This is a genomic window from Serinicoccus sp. CNJ-927, from assembly GCF_001942435.1.
GTDB classification, from domain to species: domain Bacteria; phylum Actinomycetota; class Actinomycetes; order Actinomycetales; family Dermatophilaceae; genus Ornithinicoccus; species Ornithinicoccus marinus.
In genome coordinates this window covers 87,915-105,868 of record NZ_MKKF01000001.1, presented here as the reverse complement: position 1 = coordinate 105,868, position 17,954 = coordinate 87,915, and the positions used below count along the sequence as shown (strand labels likewise).

The following is a 17,954-nucleotide window of genomic DNA, read 5'->3' as shown; positions in this document are numbered from 1 at the left end:
ATGCCGACGATGCTGCGGCCGGTCCGGGTGCCCGGGACCGGGGAGAAGCTGATCCAGGAGCTGGCCGGTTCCGCGAGCACCGGGCACGACGGTGTCTCGGTCGCGCGGATGACCGCCCCGGCGGGGTGGGACGAGCCGGGCCAGCGGCCCGAGTTCGACGAGGTGACCTACGTCCTGGCCGGTCACCTCGTGGTCGAGCACGAGGACGGTCAGATCGACGTCGGCGCGGGGGAGTGCGTGCTGACCCGCGCCGGGGAGTGGGTCCGCTACTCGGTCGGACCCGGCGGCGCGGAATACCTCGCCGTCTGCGCCCCCGCCTTCACCCCCGAGCGGGCGCACCGCGATGAGTGAGCTGGGCGCCGAGCAGATCCGCGCGCTGCCGAAGGTGCTGCTCCACGACCACCTCGACGGCGGCGTGCGCCCGGCGACGGTGCTCGAGCTGGCGCAGGAGCAGGGGTATGCCGCGCTCCCGGCCGACGACGTGGCGTCCCTGTCGGCGTGGTTCGCCGAGTCCGCGGACAGCGGCTCCCTGGTGCGCTACCTCGAGACCTTTGCCCACACCGTCGGGGTGATGCAGACGGCAGACGCCCTGCGGCGCACGGCCCGCGAGTGCGTCCTGGACCTGGCGGCGGACGGCGTGGTCTACGCCGAGGTCAGGTATGCCCCCGAGCAGCACCTCGAGGGCGGCCTGGGTCTCGACGAGGTCGTGGCGGCGGTCAACGAGGGGCTGCGGGACGGCGAGCGCGAGGTGGCGCAGGGTGAGGCGGAGGCACCGGCCGGACGCATCCGGGCGCGGGCGATGCTCACCGCGATGCGGCACGCGGCGCGCAGCAGGGAGATCGCCGAGCTGGCGGTCCGGCACCGTGACAGCGAGGTCTGCGGCTTCGACATCGCCGGCGCCGAGGACGGCTTCCCCCCGACCCGGCACCTCGGTGCCTTCGAGTTCCTGCGGCAGGCCAACGCGCACTTCACCATCCACGCGGGCGAGGCCTTCGGGCTGGCCAGCATCTGGGAGGCGATCCAGTGGTGCGGGGCCGAGCGGCTCGGGCACGGCATCCGGATCGTCGACGACATCACCCTCGACGGGTCACCGGTCACGGACGACCTCGCCGGGGCCATCGCCCGGGCGCAGGAGGAGCCGGGCGCCTTCGCGCTCGGCGAGCTGGCGGCATACGTCCGGGACCGGCGGATCCCGCTGGAGATGTGTCCGAGCAGCAACGTGCAGACGGGTGCGGCGCCCTCGATCGAGGAGCACGCGATCCGGCTGCTGGACGCACTGCGCTTCCGGGTGACGCTCAACACCGACAACCGGCTGATGAGCGCGACGTCGATGAGCCGCGAGGCGCAGCTCCTCGTGGAGCGCGGCGGCTGGGGCCGGGCCGAGCTGCGGCGGGTCGCCGTCAACGCGATGAAGTCGGCCTTCCTGCCCTTCGACGAGCGGCTGGCGATCATCGAGGACGTGCTCAAGCCCGCCTACGACGGCTGACCGAGCACCCGGGCGCGCAGGGCGTCGGCGCGCTCCAGCCGCTCCTCGTCGCGGCGCCGCCGCTGCGCGAGCACGCTGGCCATGACCTGCTCCGGGTGGGCGCCGTCCGGCGGCGGGGGAGCGACGTGGCCGAGCACGGCGGCATACAGCTCGCTGCCGGTCTGCGCCCGGGCGGCCGGGGTGAGCGTCCCGGCCCGGGCCAGGAACTGCCGGGTCGCCACGACGAGGCTGTCGGGCAGCACCCCGATGTCAGCACCGGCCACCCAGTCGGCCAGCTCGGGGGCCGTCTGCGGAGGGGTGAGCATCCGCAGCCGCACCCGGTCGTGCACGACGTAGGTGCCGGCGAGGAAATCACCCAGGCGCTTGGCCCGCTCGTTGGTCATGGCGGTGATGAGCGCGACGCTGCCGAGGGTCATCCAGAGCTCGACGGTGCCGGCCAGCGCGCGGATGATCGCGTGCCGCAGGCCGATCGGGCCCGTGTCGTCCCGGACGGTCCGCAGCCCCATGACCATCTTGCCCACGGTGCGGCCACGGGTGAGGGTCTCCAGCGTGATCGGCACCCCGGCCATGACCAGCGCCACCACGACGATGACGAAGACCTGCCCGAGGGCGGCGTCGGCGGCGAAGACCTCGCCCGGCACCAGCCAGACGAGCAGGAAGACGCCGACGGCCACGAGGAGCAGGTCGATGATCCCGGAGACCATCCGGGTCGGGACCTGGGCGGCGGGCAGCTCGATCTCGACCGCCTCGCTGGTCACGAAGCGCTGGGCCTCGAAGATCCCCCGCGTCGCCATGGCCGCACTCTATCCCTGCGGCCGGCGGTGATGGCCTACCGTGGTCCCGTGGACCTTGATGCGCTGGTGGGGCGGCGGAGCGCGGCCTGGGAGCGGCTGGACCGGCTCTCGCGGGAGCGCCGGCTGGACGGCGCGCAGGCCGACGAGCTGCTCGACGGCTACCAGCGGGCCGCCACCGACCTGTCGGTCATGCGTTCCAGCGCCCCCGACGCCACGGTCGTGACGCACCTGTCGACCCTGGTGGCACGTGCCCGGGCCCGCGCGGCGCGCGTGCCGACGATGTCCTGGGCGGGCATCGGCCGCTTCTTCGCCGAGGACTTCCCGGCCGCGCTCTACCGTTTGCGGTGGTGGTGGGGGATCACCGCCGCGGCCAACGTCGTCGTCGGCCTGGTGCTGGGGTGGTGGCTGGTGCAGAACCCGGTCGTCGAGCAGTCCCTGCTCAGCACCGAGCAGGTCACCGAGCTGGTCAACGTCAGCTTCGAGTCCTACTACTCCGAGCACGCGGCGAGCAGCTTCTCCACGCTGGTCTGGGTCAACAACGCCTGGGTGGCGGCGCGCTGCATCGGCATGGGCGTGCTCGGTGTGCCGGTGATCTGGCTGCTGTGGCAGAACATCGCCAACGTCGCGGTCATCGGCTCGCTCATGCACCGGCACGGCCGCGCCGACGTCTTCTGGGGGCTCATCACGCCGCACGGTCTGCTCGAGCTCATGGCGATCTTCGTGGCGGCCGGGGTCGGGCTGCGGCTGTTCTGGGCCTGGGTCGCGCCCGGGCGCCGGACCCGGCTGTCCAACCTCGCGGCCGAGGGGCGCACCGCGGCCGGTGTCGCGATCGGGCTGGTCTTCGTCCTGCTGCTCTCCGGCGTCATCGAGGGCTTCGTCACGCCCTCGCCGCTGCCGACGTGGGCGCGGGTCGGGATCGGTGTCCTCGCCCTGCTGCTCTTCTTCGTGTATGTCTTCACGCTCGGCCGGCGGGCGGCGCTGCGGGGTGCGGACGGTGACGTCGGCGAGGAGCTGCAGGCGGCCTCCGCGCCCACCTCGGCCTGACCGGCATACCTCCCAGGCGTAGGACGAGGCAGTCCGTGACCGGGAGGCCGAGGCGGTGCCGCCGGTCGACGCAGACCGTGCGGCCGGTCGGGGGAGCGGGAGGGTCAGAGCAGGCCCTGGGCCTTGAGCGCCAGGTAGTGGTCGGACAGGGCCACGGGCAGGTCCTCGGGCGACTCGTCGAGCACGGTGACGCCGAGCTGGTTCAGCGCGACGGCGGTGCGGTGCCGCAGCGACTCGGTGCGCTCGGCCGCGGCGGCGGCGTAGGTCTGCTCGACCCGGTCGGTGCCGGTCCGGATGTCCTCCAGGGCCGGGTCGGCGACCGAGGCGACGACGACCCGGTGGTGCGCGGTGAGGCCGGGCAGCACCGGCAGCAGGCCCTCCTCCAGCGCGGCGGGCTCGAGCGGGGTGAGCAGCACGACGAGCGCGCGGCGGCGGGTCAGCGAGGTCACCGCCCCGGCGAGCAGCGACCAGTCCGCCTCCAGCAGCACCGGCTCCAGCGGGGCCATCGCGGTGACGAGCTGGTGCAGCAGCCCCGAGCGGCCGGCCGTGGTGCCCGAGCCGACCCTCGCCCGGATGCTGCGGTCCCCGGCGACCAGGTCGACGCGGTCGCCGGCCCGGGAGGCGAGCGCCGCGAGGAGCAGGGCGGCGTCCATCGCGGCGTCCAGCCGCGGCTCGTCACCGATCCGGGCGGCGCTGGTGCGGGCGGTGTCGAGGACGAGGATGACGCGCCGGTCGCGCTCGGGCTGCCAGGTCCGCACGACGACGTTCTGGCGCCGCGCCGTGGCCCGCCAGTCGATGGAGCGCACGTCATCGCCCTCGACGTAGTCGCGCAGCGAGTCGAACTCGGTGCCCTGACCCCGGGTGCGCACCGCGGACCGGCCGTCGAGCTGGCGCAGCTGGGCGAGCTTGGCCGGCAGGTGCCGTCGCGAGCGGAAGGGCGGCAGGGAGCGCACCACCCCGGGCACGGGCGTGGTCCGCTGGCGTCCACCGAGGCCCAGCGGGCCGAAGGTGCGCACCGTCACCCCCACCGCAGGGCGGTCGCCGCGGCGGGTCGGCCGCAGCGCGGTATGGACCGTCCGCCGCTCACCGCCCGGCAGGTCCAGCGGGTGCCGGGTCGGCTCCTGGGCACCGGCCGAGGGGACCCACGCGTCCCGGAGAAGCCCCCGGACACGTCGCGAGCCGGGGTTGGTGACCGTCAGCGTCGTCCGCGTCTCCTCGAGCAGCCGCACCTGCGGCACCGGGGCGCGCTCGAGCAGCAGCGATCGCGGCGCGGGCGCCATGGCGACGTCGGCGGCGACCAGCACCGCGACCCCGAGCAGCCACGCCGCCGCCACGGCTCCGGCGGAGTCCGGCCACAGCACGACCGGCACCAGCCCGAGCAGGGCCAGTGCCACGACGGGACCACGGACGACCATCGCAGTGCCTGGTCAGCGAGGGACGGGGACGCTGGAGAGGACCGAGTCCAGCACCGAGTCGCTGGTCACGCCCTCGAGCTCGGCCTCCGGGCGGAGCGCCACCCGGTGCGCCAGGGTGGCCCGGGCCAGCGCCTTGACGTCGTCCGGCGTGACGAAGTCGCGCCCGGACAGCCACGCCCAGGCCCGGGCCGTGCCCATGAGGGCGGTGGCCCCGCGAGGCTGACGCCGAGCTGCAGCGAGGGCGCCTCGCGGGTCGCCCGGGCGAGGTCGACGACATACCCGATGACCTCGGGGGAGACCTGCACCTCCCGGACGGCGGCCGCACCCGCCGCGAGGTCCTCGGGGGTGGCGACCGCGCGCACCCCGGCGGCAGCGAGGTCGCGCGGGTCGAAGCCGGCCGCGTGCCGCTCCAGCACCTTGGTCTCGTCCTCGCGCGGCGGCAGCGGCAGCGTGACCTTCATGAGGAAGCGGTCCAGCTGAGCCTCGGGGAGGGGGTAGGTGCCCTCGTACTCCACCGGGTTCTGCGTCGCCGCCACGAGGAACGGGGTGGGCAGCGGACGGGACGTCCGTCGACGGTGACCTGGCGCTCCTCCATGGCCTCGAGCAGGGACGACTGCGTCTTGGGCGGGGTGCGGTTGATCTCGTCGGCCAGCAGCAGGTTGGTGAAGACCGGACCGGGGCGGAACTCGAACTCGCCGCGACCGCTGTCGTAGACCATCGACCCGGTGACGTCCCCGGGCATGAGGTCGGGGGTGAACTGCACCCGCTTGGTGTCGATCGACAGGGCCGCGGCCAGCGTGCGCACCAACAGGGTCTTGGCGACGCCGGGCACACCCTCGAGCAGGATGTGCCCACGCGCCAGGAGCGCGACGATGAGACCGGACACGGCCTGGTCCTGCCCGACCACGGCCTTGCCGACCTCGGCGCGGACGGCGTGGAGCGCCGTGCGGGCGGCCTCGGCACGGTCGGCGGAGGGGCCGGGCGAGGTCGGGGCGGGCCCCTCCGGCGGCGTCGTCGGGTCGTGCTGGTCGGTCATGGTGTCCTCTCGCGAGTCGGTCGGGGCGCTGGTGCGCCACCAGGAGCGGGTCCGGGGGTCGCCGGTCCGGAGACGGCTGGTGTGGCTGCCCGCGTCGTGGGTCGCCGCACCTGCGCCTCGAGGTCGTGGATTTCCCGGACCAGGCGCACGAGGGAGGCGTCGTCGGGCAGCGCGGGCGGGTCCACGAGCAGCCGGCGGGCCCGGGCGTCGTCGGTGTCGGTGGCCCCGCTCACCGCTCGCACCAGGGCGTCCAGGCCGGCACCGGTCGGCAGCCCCAGCACCGGCGCGATCCGGCGTCGCGCGCCGGCCTGGACGGCGCGGGCCGCGTGGTCGCGGTCGTGCGCCTGGTGGTAGAGCCGGCCGCGGCTGAGGGTGGTCTCGGTGGCACGGACCACGGCGGGCAGCGGCTCGGTGACCACCGCCCCGAGGCGTCGTCCCTGCCAGAGGGCGAGGGCCAGCACACCGCCGGCGACGACCCACAGCGCGGCGGTGAGGTTGCGGGGCAGCACGTCCCACAGCGAGGAGGCCGCGTCCAGCCCGGCGTCGCCCGGTTGCGGCAGCACCCAGAGCAGCCGGTCGCTGGCACCCAGCGCACGCAGCGCCAGCGCCGCGTTGGCCTCCTCGGTGATCTGCGCGTTGGTCCAGGCCGGGCCGGTGCCGGCGATCACCGTGACCGGCCGGTCCGGCTGCGCCTCGAGGACGAGCAGGGCGCCCTCGCGCGCGCCGCCGGCGTTGTGACCCGCCCCAGGCGGGTAGCACGCCGTGGTCCCCGCCCGGTCCTCGCCGCCGGCCGAGAAGAGCACGTCCCACCCGACGACCCGGTCGCCCTCGCGGACCAGCGGGTGCGAGCAGTCCGCGGCGACGGAGATGCCGGACCCGCTGCTCGTGTCGATGTCGAGCCCGAGCGCTGCGCCGACGTCGCGGCCCGGGTCGTCGGTGAGCACGACCAGGCGGTCGAGTCCCGCGGTCGCCAGCTCGGCGAGCAGGTCGGGCCCGCTCTCCGGCCCGAGGTATGCCGTGTGCGGCAGCAGCACCGACGTGCCGGGACCGAGGTCGGCCGGGTCGAGCTCGCTGGTCCCGGCGACGATCTCCACCTCCACGCCCTGGGACACCAGCACCTCGTGCAGCGCCTGCGCCCCGTCCGGGCCGGGGTTCATCGGGTGCAGCAGCTCACCTGAGCGTGGGGTCGTCAGCATCGCTGCCACGACCACGGCGGCGAGGGCGAGCAAGGCCCACGGGGCATACCGGCGCAGCGCCCTCACGACGGCACCGTCGAGCGCGGTGCAGCCGCCGCGAGCTCGGGTCGTGAGTCCAGCAGCCGCTCGTCGAGCGCGAGCACGGCCTGCGCCTGCTCGGTGCTCGCGCGGTGGTCGCCGTAGCGGACCGCGTCGAAGACGTCACCGGCCCGCCGCAGGTCGTCGGCGTGCACCGGGAAGACGGGGGAGAGCTCCTGGGCCACCTCGTGCGCGGTGCGGCCCGGGCGGTCGTCGAGCAGCGTGCGCTCGATGGCTCCGGCGGCGAGCGCCCGGTAGCCGTCGAGGACGGCCTCGTCGACCCGTCCCGCCGACAGCGCCTCCCGGGCGCTGGTGCGGTAGTCGGCCGCGGAGCGCCGCACACCGCCCAGGACCGGTCCCGCAGCGGTCTGCGGGGCGAGCCGTCCCGCGCGCCACCGGTCGCGGCTGGCGAAGACCAGGACGGCCGCCACCGCGCAGAGCACCAGACCGAGCACCGCCCAGGTCGTCCACGGGGGCAGCGCGCCCAGGTCGGGGACGTCCGGCAGCTGCTCGACGAACCATCTCCAGGCCCGGGTCAGCCAGGGCTCCTGCAGCCGGTAGTCGCCGGACTCCAGCTCCTCGGTCAGCAGGCGTCGCGCCTCGTCCCGGTCCGGGTCGAGCGGAGCCGCGGGCAGGGTGTGTCCCGCCTGCCGGGGCCAGGGCATACCTGTCTTCCTGGTCAGCCCGACCGCTGGGCGGCCCGCGCCTGCGCCGACCGCACGAGCGAGACGTCCAGACCCTCACGCCGGATGCGCTGGTCGAGGTAGAGCAGCGCGGTGACGCCGGCGGTGAACGGGATGGTCAGGGCACCCACCACGAGCTGGAGCGCGTGGTCGGTGACGAGCGCGGCCGGGCTGAGCGGGTCGAGCCAGGCGGGTCCGAGGGCCGCGATGAGGGCACCGGTGATCGGCACCTGGATCACGCCGGCCAAGATCGCGGTGACGATGCCCGCGAGCATCGTGATCCCGACGATGCGCCAGCCCTGGCCGCCCGTGGAGAGGGTCCAGGCGCGGGCGATGCCCCGCCAGGGGCCGACCCGCTCCAGCACCACCGGTGCCGGTGCGAGGCTGAGCCGGCAGGCCGCCCACACGAGACCGACCAGCGCCCCGAGGCTGAGCAGGACGACGAGGAGGACCGACAGCGCGCTGTCCCCGAGCGCCGCGACGATCAGCACGATCAGCAGGACCAGGGCCACGGCGGCGATGACGGTCATGAGGCCGATGAGCAGCACGGTGCCGACGAGCGCGAGCAGCCGGCTGCGGACGGCCCGCCAGGTGTCGCCCAGACCGGCGCGGTCGCCGAGGACGGCCTCCCCGACGACGTGCACGATCATGCCGGTGAGCGTGATGGAGGACAGGCCCGAGAAGATCGCCCCGAGCGTCAGCTGCAGCGCCTGCACGTCGAGGTCGCTCATGCCGGTCAGCACGTTGCCCAGGAGCAGGGAGAGCAGCAGCGAGGGGACGAGCAGGACAGCGAGCACGATGAAGCCCATGCCGATGGTGGCCTCGGGGTTGCGTCGCATCGTCTGCAGCGCACCACCGAAGATGTCGCCCAGGGTGAGCGGGCGCAGCGGCACGACGCCGGGCTGGTGCATCCGGGCGAGCTGCTCGGGCGGCAGCTGCTGCCACTGCGGCTGCTGCTGCGGTGGCTGCTGCCACTGCTGCGGGGGAGCCGGTTGCTGCCACTGCTGCGCGCCCGGCGCCTGTCCCGGGGGCGGGTCCATCGGACCCGGGGGTACCGGTGGCGGCAGGGGCGTGCGGTCGGGTGGTCCTTGGCCGCCGGGCGGCGGGCCGAAGGGTGGCTGGGTCATCCCCCTGCTCCTCGGTCGGTCTCTCGTGGCTGCGTCGCCGGTGGTCGCTGGAGTCCCCCGGCCCGAGCCTCTGCCTCGCGTGCGGTCATCGGTGCGGCACCGAGCGCCTGCTGTGCGGCCACGATACCCGGCTCGGCGCGGCGCAGGACGTGACCCCGCCGCCACAGGGTGAGCGGGGGCTTGCGGCGCTGGGCGAGGTCGCGCGCCAGGCGCCGGGCGAAGGTCGTCCAGGCTGGTTGCGGATGCACCAGGCGCCCGCGAGCAGGCCGCGCTCGCGCAGCCCGGCCACGACGTGGGCGGCGAAGATCCCCTCGGCGACGACGACGGTATGCCCGTCGCGGCGCACCTCGTGGGTGCCGCTGACGGCCGAGCGGCCGATGTCGTAGACCGGCATGTGTGCGGTGCCCTCGCGGCACAGCTGCTCGAGCGCGTCCAGGGCGGCCTCGCCGTCCCACGAGTCGACGTGGTCCCAGTCCGGCAGGCCGAGAGGACTCATCGGCAGACCGGTGTCCGTGCCCTCGCGGTAGAAGTCGTCGAGCTGGACCACCGGCCAGCCGTGGCGGGCGTGCAGGCGAGAGGCGAGCCGCGACTTCCCGGCGCCGCTGGGGCCGGCGAGGACGAGCACGCGGGCAGGAGGAGGGGCCGGGTCCATGGGCGGACAGTCTAGGAGGGTGCCCGACGGGCCCCGACGGCTGCTCAGGCGAGGATCGCGACGAGCGCCAGGCAGATCGCCGCCCCGAGAACGACGATCGCCGGCCAGGCCAGCCGCGTCCGCGCCGCCTCGAGGCCACCGTGCAGCTCTCCGCCGTCCAGCCGCCAGCGCTGCAGCGCGCGCTGCGCCTCGTCGGCCACCCCCTGTGCCGTCGCTCCCGCGTCGCCACGCCGGCGGGTGGTCTCGGCGAAGTCGTCGATCTGCTGACGCCGGACGCGCTCCCGCTTGGCCGGCACGGCCCAGGCGCTGTGCCGCCGGCCGGCGGTGTCGTGCAGCTCCAGCGCCCACTGGTGGGTGATCTCGTCGACGGCGGCGAAGGGCACGGACGTGTCGGCCACGACGTTGGCCAGCAGCACGCCGTCCTCGCGCAGCACGACGTGCGGTCGCAGGAAGAGCGCCCAGGCCACGGCGGCGATGCCGAGGACGAGGGCGACCGCTCCCAGCAGTCCCTCGGTGCGGCCCGACCCGACGTCCCAGATCGTCAGGGCGGCTAGGACCGCGGCACCGGCCACCATGAGCCAGCCCAGGATGCGGGCCGGAAGGGTCCGATAGACACCGATGACCTCACCGGTGAGTCCCTGGTCGTCCTGCTCCACGCACCGATCCTAGCCCGGTGGGGGCAGGCTCCCGTGGTCTCAGACGGCGGTGAGCTCCTCCATGCCGGCGCGCACGGACGCGAGCCGTCGGGCCGCCTCGTCCCGGGCCGCCGCCAGCGCGGCCCGGTCCTCGACGGGCACGACGGCCTCGAGGTAGACCTTGAGCTTGGGCTCGGTGCCGCTGGGCCGCACGATGACCCGGGTGTCGTCCTCGAGCAGGAAGCGCAGCCCGTCGGTCGGCGGCAGCCCGTCGACACCGTCCGCGAGGTCCTCGGCCCGGGCCACCGGGACACCGCCCAGCTCCTGCGGCGGCTGCTCCCGCAGCCGCGCCATGACCGGCGGGATCTGCGCCAGGTCGCTCACCCGCACCGAGAAGGCGTCGGTCTGGTGCACGCCGTGCCGCTGCGCCAGGTCGTCGAGCAGGTCCGCGAGGGTGCGGCCCTGCTGCGCGAGGGTGGCGGTCAGCTCGGCGGCCAGGAGCGCCGCGGTGACGCCGTCCTTGTCCGGCACGGTCGCCGGGTCGACGCAGTAGCCCAGGGCCTCCTCGTAGCCGTAGGCCAGCCCCGGGACCCGGCCGATCCACTTGAACCCGGTGAGCGTCTCCTCGCCCTGCAGCCCGGCATACCGGGCCATCGCGCCGAGCAACCGGGAGGAGACGATGGAGCGGGCGAGGACCGGGCGGTCGCCGCCGGCGCGCCCGCGGTCGATGACGTGCTGGCCGAGCAGTGCACCGACCTCGTCGCCGCGCAGCATCCGCCAGCCGTCGCCGTCGCGGACCGCGAGCGCGCACCGGTCGGCGTCCGGGTCGTTGGCGATGACGAGGTCGGGGCCGACCTGCTCGGCGAGCTCCAGGGCGGCGTCGATGGCCCCGCTCTCCTCGGGGTTCGGGAAGGCCACGGTCGGGAAGTCCGGGTCCGGCTCGGCCTGGGTGGCCACGGGAGCGGGGGCGGGGAAACCGGCCTGCTCGAAGGCCCGGCGCACGACCTCGGACCCGACCCCGTGCAGCGCGGTGTGCACCACCGACAGCTCGCGCGGGCTGGTCGGGTCGAGCACGGCGACCGCGGCCGCGAGGTAGGACTCGAGGACCTCCTCGCCGACGGTCTCCCAGCCGTCCTGCGCGAGCGGCACGTCGGCGGTCGCGGTGACCGCGTTGATCTGCTCGGCGATGTCACGGTCGGCGGGAGGCACGATCTGCGAGCCGTCGCCGAGGTAGACCTTGTAGCCGTTGTCCTCCGGCGGGTTGTGGCTCGCCGTCACCATGACCCCGGCGTCGGCCCCGAGGTGGCGGATCGCGAAGGCCAGCACGGGCGTGGGCAGCGGCCGGGGCAGGACCATCGCCCGCCCGCCGGCCGCGGTGACGACGGCAGCGGTGTCGCGGGCGAAGACGTCGGAGTGATGGCGTGCGTCGAAGCCGACGACCACGGCGGGGCCCGGGGTCGCGTCGCCGGACTCCGCCAGCCGCGCCCGGAGGTAGGCCGTCAACCCGGCCGCGGTGCGGATGACGACCGAGCGGTTCATCCGGTTGGGCCCGGCCCCGAGCCGGCCGCGCAGGCCGGCGGTGCCGAACTCGAGGAAGGCGCTGAAGCGGTCCTGCAGGTCCGCCAGCGCGGTGTCGTCGCCGCCCTCGGCGGCGGTGAGCACCTGCTGCAGCTCCTCGCGGGTCGCCGGGTCGGGGTCGTCCTCCAGCCAGGTGCGGGCGGTGCGCAGCAGGTCGGTCGGGTCGCTCACGGGGGTCACCTCTCGTGCGTGTGGGTGGGGCGCGTCGGGGCGGTGGCGCTCAGATGCGCTCGACGATGCGGGCCAGCAGCTCGCCGCAGCGCTGCGCCGCCGCGGCGCCGGCGTCGATGACCTCCTGGTGGTCCAGCGGGGTCTCGCTGATCCCCGCGGCCGGGTTGGTGACCAGGGAGACCCCCAGCACCTCGAGCCCGGACTGCCGCGCCGCGATCGCCTCCAGGGCGGTCGACATACCGGCGAGGTCACCCCCCATCACCTTGGCCATCTGGACCTCGGCCGGGGTCTCGTAGTGCGGCCCCGGGAACTGGACGTAGACGCCCTCGTCGAGGTCGGCGTCGACCTCACGGGCGAGGTCGCGCAGGCGGGGGGAGTAGAGGTCGGTGAGATCGACGAAGTTCGCCCCCTCGACCGGCGAGGTCGCGGTGAGGTTGATGTGGTCCTTGATGAGCACCGGGGTGCCCGGGGCCCACTCCGGCCGCAGCCCGCCGCAGCCGTTGGTGAGGACGATGGTGGAGCAGCCCGCGGCCGCGGCGGTCCGCACGGCGTGGACCACGGAGCGCACCCCCTTCCCCTCGTAGAAGTGGGTGCGCGTGCCGTAGACGAGCACACGCCGGCCGTTCGCCAGCGGGATCGAGCGCATCGTGCCGGAGTGCCCGGCGACCGCCGCCGCGGCGAAGCCGGGGACGTCGGCGTGGTCGATCTCGGCGTCGGCCCGCCCGAGCGCGTCGGCGGCGGGCTTCCAGCCGGAGCCGAGGACGAGCGCGATGTCGTGCTGCGGCACCCCGGTCCGTTCGGCGATGACGTCGGCCGCCGCCTGCGCCACCTCCAGCGGGTCGGTCGCGGGGTCGTCGAGGGCGAGGTCTCGGGCTGCACCAGTAGTCACGGGCTCAGGGTAGCGATGGTTGGATAGGGGTGTGAGTGCTGGCAACAAGTCCGTCGTCGTCATCGGTGGTGGCCCCGGCGGCTACGAGGCCGCCCTGGCCGCCGCGCAGCTCGGTGCCGAGGTGACCGTCGTCGAACGCTCCGGGCTGGGCGGGGCCGCGGTGCTCTCCGACTGCGTGCCGAGCAAGGCGCTCATCGCGACGGCCGACTTCATGGACCGGTTCAGCGCCGCCAAGCGGATCGGCGTGCACTTCGACGGCGCCCAGGTGCCGGGCGACCAGGGCGTCACCGCGCACATCGCCGACGTCAACTCACGCATCCTCGACCTCGCCCGGGCGCAGAGCCGCGACATCGGTGAGCGGCTGGAGTCGGCCGGGGTCGAGGTCGTGCAGGGCGCCGGCAGCCTGCTCCCGGACGGCCGGGTGCAGATCGTCGAGGGAGTGGACGAGGTCGAGTCCGGCGAGGAGCCGGCGCCGCACGAGGACGACTGCGACGACGCGCATACCCGGCGTGAGGTGGAGGCCGACCTCGTGCTCGTCTCGACCGGTGCCCGCCCGCGGGTGCTGGACTCGGCGCAGCCGGATGGCGAGCGCATCCTCACCTGGCAGCAGATCTGGGACCTCGAGGAGCTGCCCGAGCACCTGGTGGTCATCGGGTCCGGCGTCACCGGCGCCGAGCTGGCGCACGCCTACCTCGGGCTCGGGTGCCAGGTCACGCTGATCTCCTCGCGCGACCGGGTGCTGCCGGGGGAGGACGCCGACGCGGCCAACGTCGTGGAGGAGGTCTTCCGGCGCCGGGGGATGACGGTGCTCAACCGGTCGCGCGCCGGAGCCGTGCGCCGCGAGGGGGACGGCGTGGTCGTGACCCTGGAGGACGGGCGCGAGGTGAGGGGGAGCCACGCGCTGCTCGCCGTCGGCTCGATCCCCAACACCTCGGACATGGGGCTGGAGGAGGCCGGTGTCCGGGTGAGCCCGTCCGGGCACATCGAGGTCGACCGGGTCTCGCGCACCAGCGCGCCCGGGGTGTATGCCGCGGGGGACTGCACCGGCGTCTTCCCGCTCGCCTCGATCGCGGCGATGCAGGGCCGGATCGCGGTGGCGCACTCCCTCGGTGACGCGGTGGCGCCGCTGTCGCTGGGCAAGGTGAGCTCCAACATCTTCACCGACCCCGAGATCGCCACGGTCGGCGTGAGCCAGGCCGACGTCGACGAGGGGCGGGTGGACGCGCGCGCGGTCATGCTGCCGCTGACCAAGAACCCGCGGGCCAAGATGCAGAACCTGCAGGACGGCTTCGTCAAGCTCTTCGCGCGCAGCGGCAGCGCGACGATCGTCGGGGGAGTGGTCGTGGCCCCGCGCGCCAGCGAGCTGATCTTCCCGATCGCGCTCGCCGTCGCCAACCGGCTCAACGTCGACCAGTTCTCGGCGACCTTCACGGTCTACCCGTCGATGAGCGGCTCGCTGTCCGAGGCCGCCCGCCAGCTGCACGAGATCGCCGACTGACCCGGCCCGGGGCATACCACCGGGCGTCGCGTGTGGTTGTCCTGAGCCGACCATGGGCGGCGCTCGGTGGGGGAGGGCGGACGGTCGGACGGGGGTGTCCGGTCAGTCCTTGAGCTCGCAGATGGCGGCGCCGTTGGTGACGGTGTCGCCGACGGCGGCGGACAGGCCGGTGACGGTGCCGCCCTTGTGCGCCTTGATCGGCTGCTCCATCTTCATCGCCTCCAGCACGACGACGACGTCGCCCTCGGCGATGCTCTGGCCCTCCTCGACCGCGATCTTGACGATCGTGCCCTGCATCGGCGCGGTCACCGCGTCACCCGAGGCCGCCGCCGCGCCACCGCCGCCGCGGGAGCGCTTGGGCGCCTTGCGCCGGCCGCCGCCGGACGAGGCACCGCCGCCACCGCCGAGTGACAGCCCGGCGGGCAGCGAGACCTCGAGCCGCTGGCCGCCGACCTCGACGACGAGGTTCTGCCGCTCGCCCTGCTCGCCCGGGTCCTCGGCGGTCGGCCCGGAGTAGGGCTCGATCGTGTTGTCGAAGTCGGTCTCGATCCAGCGGGTATGCACGGTGAAGGGCTGGTCCGCGTCCTCCGGGGCGAACGCGGGGTCGGTGACCACGGCCCGGTGGAAGGCGAGCACGGTGGGCATACCCTCCAGCTCGAACTCGGCGAGCGCCCGGCGCGAGCGCTCCAGCGCCTGCTGCCGGGTCCGCCCGGTGACGATGAGCTTGGCGAGCATCGAGTCGAAGGCGCCGGCCACCGCGTCGCCCTCGAGGACGCCGGAGTCGAGCCGCACGCCCGGTCCCGACGGGGGCCGGAAGACCAGCGCCGTCCCCGGCGCGGGCATGAAGTCGCGACCGGCGTCCTCGGCGTTGAGCCGGAACTCGAAGGAGTGCGCGTGCGGCACCGGGTCGTCGTAGCCGAGCTCCTCGCCGTCGGCGATGCGGAACTGCTCGCGCACCAGGTCGACGCCGGTGACCTCCTCGGTCACCGGGTGCTCCACCTGCAGCCGGGTGTTGACCTCCAGGAAGGAGATGTCACCCTCCGGCCCGACGAGGAACTCGCAGGTCCCGGCGCCGACGTAGCCCGCCTGCCGCAGGATGGCCTTGCTCGCCCGCACCAGCTCGGCGTGCTGCTCCTCGCTCAGGAACGGTGCCGGCGCCTCCTCGACGAGCTTCTGGTTGCGCCGCTGCAGCGAGCAGTCGCGGGTCGAGACGACGACGACGTTGCCGTGCTGGTCGGCCAGGCACTGGGTCTCGACGTGCCGCGGGCGGTCGAGGAAGCGCTCGACGAAGCACTCGCCGCGGCCGAAGGCGGTGACCGCCTCGCGTACGGCGGAGTCGAACAGGTCGGGGATCTCCTCCATCGTGCGGGCGACCTTGAGGCCGCGGCCCCCGCCGCCGTAGGCCGCCTTGATCGCGACCGGCAGGCCGTGCTCGGTCGCGAAGGCGACGACCTCGTCCGGCCCGTCGACCGGGTCGGTCGTGCCGGGCACGAGCGGCGCCTCCGCCTCCAGCGCGATGTGCCGGGCCTTGACCTTGTCGCCGAGGGAGTCGATCGCCTCGGGGGAGGGGCCGATCCAGGTCAGCCCGGCGTCGATGACGGCCTGGGCGAAGGAGGCGTTCTCCGCGAGGAAGCCGTAGCCCGGGTGCACCGCGTCCGCCCCCGCCTGCCGGGCGACGTCGAGCAGCTTCTCCTGCAGCAGGTAGGACTCGCCGGGGGTGCTGCCCCCCAGTGCGTAGGCCTCGTCCGCCACCTTGACGTGCAGCGCGTCGCGGTCGGGCTCGGCGTAGACCGCCACCGAGCCCAGGCCCGCGTCGGCGCAGGCGCGGGCGATGCGCACGGCGATCTCGCCGCGGTTGGCTATGAGGACCTTGCTGATCGGCATGGGGGTCACCCTAGCCCCAGGGGTATGCCCGACGCGCGCGACTCCGGCGCGCGCCCGCAGACCTCGCCGGTCGCGGTCGCCGCTGCTCAGGACAGCCGCGCGACGTCCTCGGCGCAGCGCTGCTCCAGCTCGCCCAGCTCGCGCAGGCTGTCCTCGATGTCGCGGCGGCGGCGCTCGAGGTCGGCCCGCCGGTCGCCGATCTGGGAGAGCAGGTAGCGCAGCTGACCGACCTCGCCCGGCTGGTCGTCGTACATGTCGAGGATGGTGGCGATCTCCTCGAGCGAGAAGCCCAGCCGGCGCCCGCGCAGGATGAGCGCGAGGCGGGTGCGCTCGCGGCGGTGGTAGATGCGGCGCTGCCCCTCGCGGTCGGGCCCGAGCAGGCCGAGGTGCTCGTAGTGGCGCAGCGCCCGGTGGGTGACGTCGTAGTCGTCGGCCATCTGGGCGATGGTCCACGTCGTGGTGGCGTCGGTCATGGTTGTCCTTACGTCAAGTCGTCCGGGACCATCTTGCTTGACCTTCGCGTCAACGTCAAGCACGATGGAGGGACGGTGCCGGGAGCCCCCGTCACCCCCCGAGCGCGAGCGAGGATGCGGACGGCGATGTTCGAACTGACCCAGGATCATGAGGAGTTCCGCGGCCTGGTCCGCGAGTTCGCGCAGGGGGAGGTGGCGCCGCACGTGGAGAAGTGGGACAGGGACTCCCACTTCCCGACCGAGCTCGTCCCCAAGATGGGCGAGCTGGGTCTGTTCGGCCTCAACGCCCCCGAGGAGTTCGGCGGCGCGGGCACCGAGCACGGCGGCTTCACGTATACCTGCCTCGCGATCGAGGAGCTCGGTCGCGTCGACCAGTCGATCGGCATCACCCTGTCCGCCGGCGTCGGTCTGGGCATCAACCCGATCCTGTCCTACGGCACCCAGGAGCAGAAGGAGCGCTGGCTCCCCGACCTGCTCGCCGGCAAGACCCTCGCGGGTTTCGGGCTGACCGAGCCGGACGCCGGCTCGGACGCCGCCGCCAGCAAGACCCGCGCCCGGGTCGAGGACGGCCAGTGGGTGGTCAACGGCGCCAAGGCCTTCATCACCAACTCCGGCACCGACATCACCTCCGTGGTCACTGTCACCGCCAAGACCGGCGAGGACGAGAACGGCCGGCCGGAGATCAGCGCGATCATGATCCCCGCCGGCACCGACGGCTTCGTCGTCGAGCCGTCCTACCGCAAGCTCGGCTGGCACATCTCCGACACCCACGGCCTGAGCTTCGAGGACTGCCGGGTGCCCGAGGACCACCTGCTCGGCGAGCGCGGCGAGGGCTTCAAGCAGTTCCTCAAGACCCTCGACGACGGCCGGATCGCGATCTCGGCGCTCGCGCTCGGCTGCGCCCAGCGGATGCTCGAGGAGTGCACGGCCTACAGCCAGGAGCGCACCGCCTTCGGCAAGCCGATCGCGGTCAACCAGGGAGTCTCCTTCCAGATCTCGGACCTGGCGGTCATGGTCGAGGCGGCGCGGCTGCTCACCTACAGGGCGGCCTGGCTCAAGGACGAGCAGGAGGCCGGGCGCCGCTCGGTCGCCGAGGTCAAGCAGGCGGCGGCGGTCGCCAAGCTCTACTCCACCGAGGCCGCGGTCACCTCGACCCGGATCGCCACCCAGCTCTTCGGCGGCAACGGCTTCATGGAGGAGTACCCCGTCGCCCGCTTCTACCGCGACGCCAAGATCCTCGAGATCGGCGAGGGCACCTCGGAGGTGCAGCGGATGGTCATCGCCCGCGGTCTCGGGCTCCCCGCCCGCTGACAGC

Annotated in this window: 16 protein-coding genes and 1 pseudogene; 5 read left to right on the top strand and 12 right to left on the bottom strand. The window is 74.3% G+C overall.

Annotation, left to right across the window (positions count from 1 at the left end; translation table 11 throughout):
• Together BJF86_RS00505 and BJF86_RS00500 are read left to right on the top strand one after the other, a co-directional pair.
• Window positions 1-351 (top strand): cupin domain-containing protein, encoded by a 351-nt coding sequence (locus BJF86_RS00505; protein ID WP_022924970.1) that lies wholly within the window; start codon window positions 1-3, stop codon window positions 349-351.
• Complete coding sequence (locus BJF86_RS00500; RefSeq protein WP_075816539.1) at window positions 344-1,486, top strand: adenosine deaminase; 1,143 nt, start codon at window positions 344-346, stop codon at window positions 1,484-1,486. The genes BJF86_RS00505 and BJF86_RS00500 overlap by 8 nt, the downstream gene beginning before the upstream one ends.
• Here BJF86_RS00500 and BJF86_RS00495 read toward each other — a convergent pair.
• Complete coding sequence (locus BJF86_RS00495) at window positions 1,474-2,280, bottom strand: RDD family protein (protein ID WP_075816538.1); 807 nt, start codon at window positions 2,278-2,280, stop codon at window positions 1,474-1,476. The genes BJF86_RS00500 and BJF86_RS00495 overlap by 13 nt on opposite strands.
• A 48-nt stretch (window positions 2,281-2,328) precedes the next feature.
• Between BJF86_RS00495 and BJF86_RS00490 the strand changes: the two genes are divergently transcribed.
• Complete coding sequence (locus tag BJF86_RS00490) at window positions 2,329-3,324, top strand: stage II sporulation protein M (protein ID WP_075816550.1); 996 nt, start codon at window positions 2,329-2,331, stop codon at window positions 3,322-3,324.
• A 104-nt stretch (window positions 3,325-3,428) separates the two neighbouring features.
• On the opposite strand, the gene BJF86_RS00485 is transcribed toward BJF86_RS00490, so the two are convergent.
• From BJF86_RS00485 to BJF86_RS00445, 9 genes and pseudogenes are all read right to left on the bottom strand, one after another.
• Window positions 3,429-4,739, bottom strand: coding sequence for a DUF58 domain-containing protein (locus tag BJF86_RS00485; RefSeq protein ID WP_075816537.1), 1,311 nt, complete (start codon window positions 4,737-4,739; stop codon window positions 3,429-3,431).
• A gap of 12 nt (window positions 4,740-4,751) precedes the next feature.
• Window positions 4,752-5,775 (bottom strand): annotated as a pseudogene (locus BJF86_RS00480) (AAA family ATPase).
• Window positions 5,772-7,037, bottom strand: coding sequence for a DUF4350 domain-containing protein (locus BJF86_RS00475; protein ID WP_075816536.1), 1,266 nt, complete (start codon window positions 7,035-7,037; stop codon window positions 5,772-5,774). Before BJF86_RS00475 ends, BJF86_RS00480 begins: the two are co-directional and overlap by 4 nt.
• Window positions 7,034-7,714 carry a DUF4129 domain-containing protein gene (locus BJF86_RS00470; protein ID WP_075812714.1) on the bottom strand — a complete coding sequence of 227 codons (681 nt, stop codon included), beginning with the start codon at window positions 7,712-7,714 and terminating at the stop codon, window positions 7,034-7,036. The genes BJF86_RS00475 and BJF86_RS00470 overlap by 4 nt, the downstream gene beginning before the upstream one ends.
• Before the next feature lie 14 nt (window positions 7,715-7,728).
• Window positions 7,729-8,772, bottom strand: coding sequence for a hypothetical protein (locus BJF86_RS00465; protein ID WP_075816535.1), 1,044 nt, complete (start codon window positions 8,770-8,772; stop codon window positions 7,729-7,731).
• A 172-nt stretch (window positions 8,773-8,944) separates the two neighbouring features.
• Window positions 8,945-9,511: a uridine kinase gene (locus BJF86_RS00460; protein ID WP_237768007.1), complete on the bottom strand. Its 567-nt coding sequence runs from the start codon at window positions 9,509-9,511 to the stop codon at window positions 8,945-8,947.
• Window positions 9,512-9,555: 44 nt separating this feature from the next.
• Window positions 9,556-10,167, bottom strand: coding sequence for a hypothetical protein (locus BJF86_RS00455; protein WP_075816533.1), 612 nt, complete (start codon window positions 10,165-10,167; stop codon window positions 9,556-9,558).
• Between the two features lie 39 nt (window positions 10,168-10,206).
• A complete protein-coding gene (locus BJF86_RS00450; RefSeq protein WP_414819921.1) occupies window positions 10,207-11,904 on the bottom strand; it encodes a phospho-sugar mutase in 1,698 nt (565 codons plus the stop codon).
• 40 nt (window positions 11,905-11,944) lie between these two features.
• Window positions 11,945-12,784 carry a purine-nucleoside phosphorylase gene (locus BJF86_RS00445; RefSeq protein WP_075816531.1) on the bottom strand — a complete coding sequence of 280 codons (840 nt, stop codon included), beginning with the start codon at window positions 12,782-12,784 and terminating at the stop codon, window positions 11,945-11,947.
• Between the two features lie 31 nt (window positions 12,785-12,815).
• On the opposite strand from BJF86_RS00445, the gene BJF86_RS00440 reads away from it, so the two are divergent.
• Window positions 12,816-14,282 (top strand): NAD(P)H-quinone dehydrogenase, encoded by a 1,467-nt coding sequence (locus BJF86_RS00440; protein ID WP_075816530.1) that lies wholly within the window; start codon window positions 12,816-12,818, stop codon window positions 14,280-14,282.
• Window positions 14,283-14,384: 102 nt separating this feature from the next.
• Here BJF86_RS00440 and BJF86_RS00435 read toward each other — a convergent pair whose 3' ends face one another.
• Window positions 14,385-16,166 carry an acetyl/propionyl/methylcrotonyl-CoA carboxylase subunit alpha gene (locus tag BJF86_RS00435; protein ID WP_075816529.1) on the bottom strand — a complete coding sequence of 594 codons (1,782 nt, stop codon included), beginning with the start codon at window positions 16,164-16,166 and terminating at the stop codon, window positions 14,385-14,387.
• 86 nt (window positions 16,167-16,252) lie between these two features.
• Entirely contained in the window at window positions 16,253-16,639 is a 387-nt protein-coding gene (locus BJF86_RS00430) for a MerR family transcriptional regulator (protein ID WP_075812702.1), read from the bottom strand.
• 126 nt (window positions 16,640-16,765) lie between these two features.
• Between BJF86_RS00430 and BJF86_RS00425 the strand changes: the two genes are divergently transcribed.
• Window positions 16,766-17,950 (top strand): acyl-CoA dehydrogenase family protein, encoded by a 1,185-nt coding sequence (locus BJF86_RS00425; protein ID WP_075816528.1) that lies wholly within the window; start codon window positions 16,766-16,768, stop codon window positions 17,948-17,950.
• Window positions 17,951-17,954 lie beyond the last annotated feature (4 nt).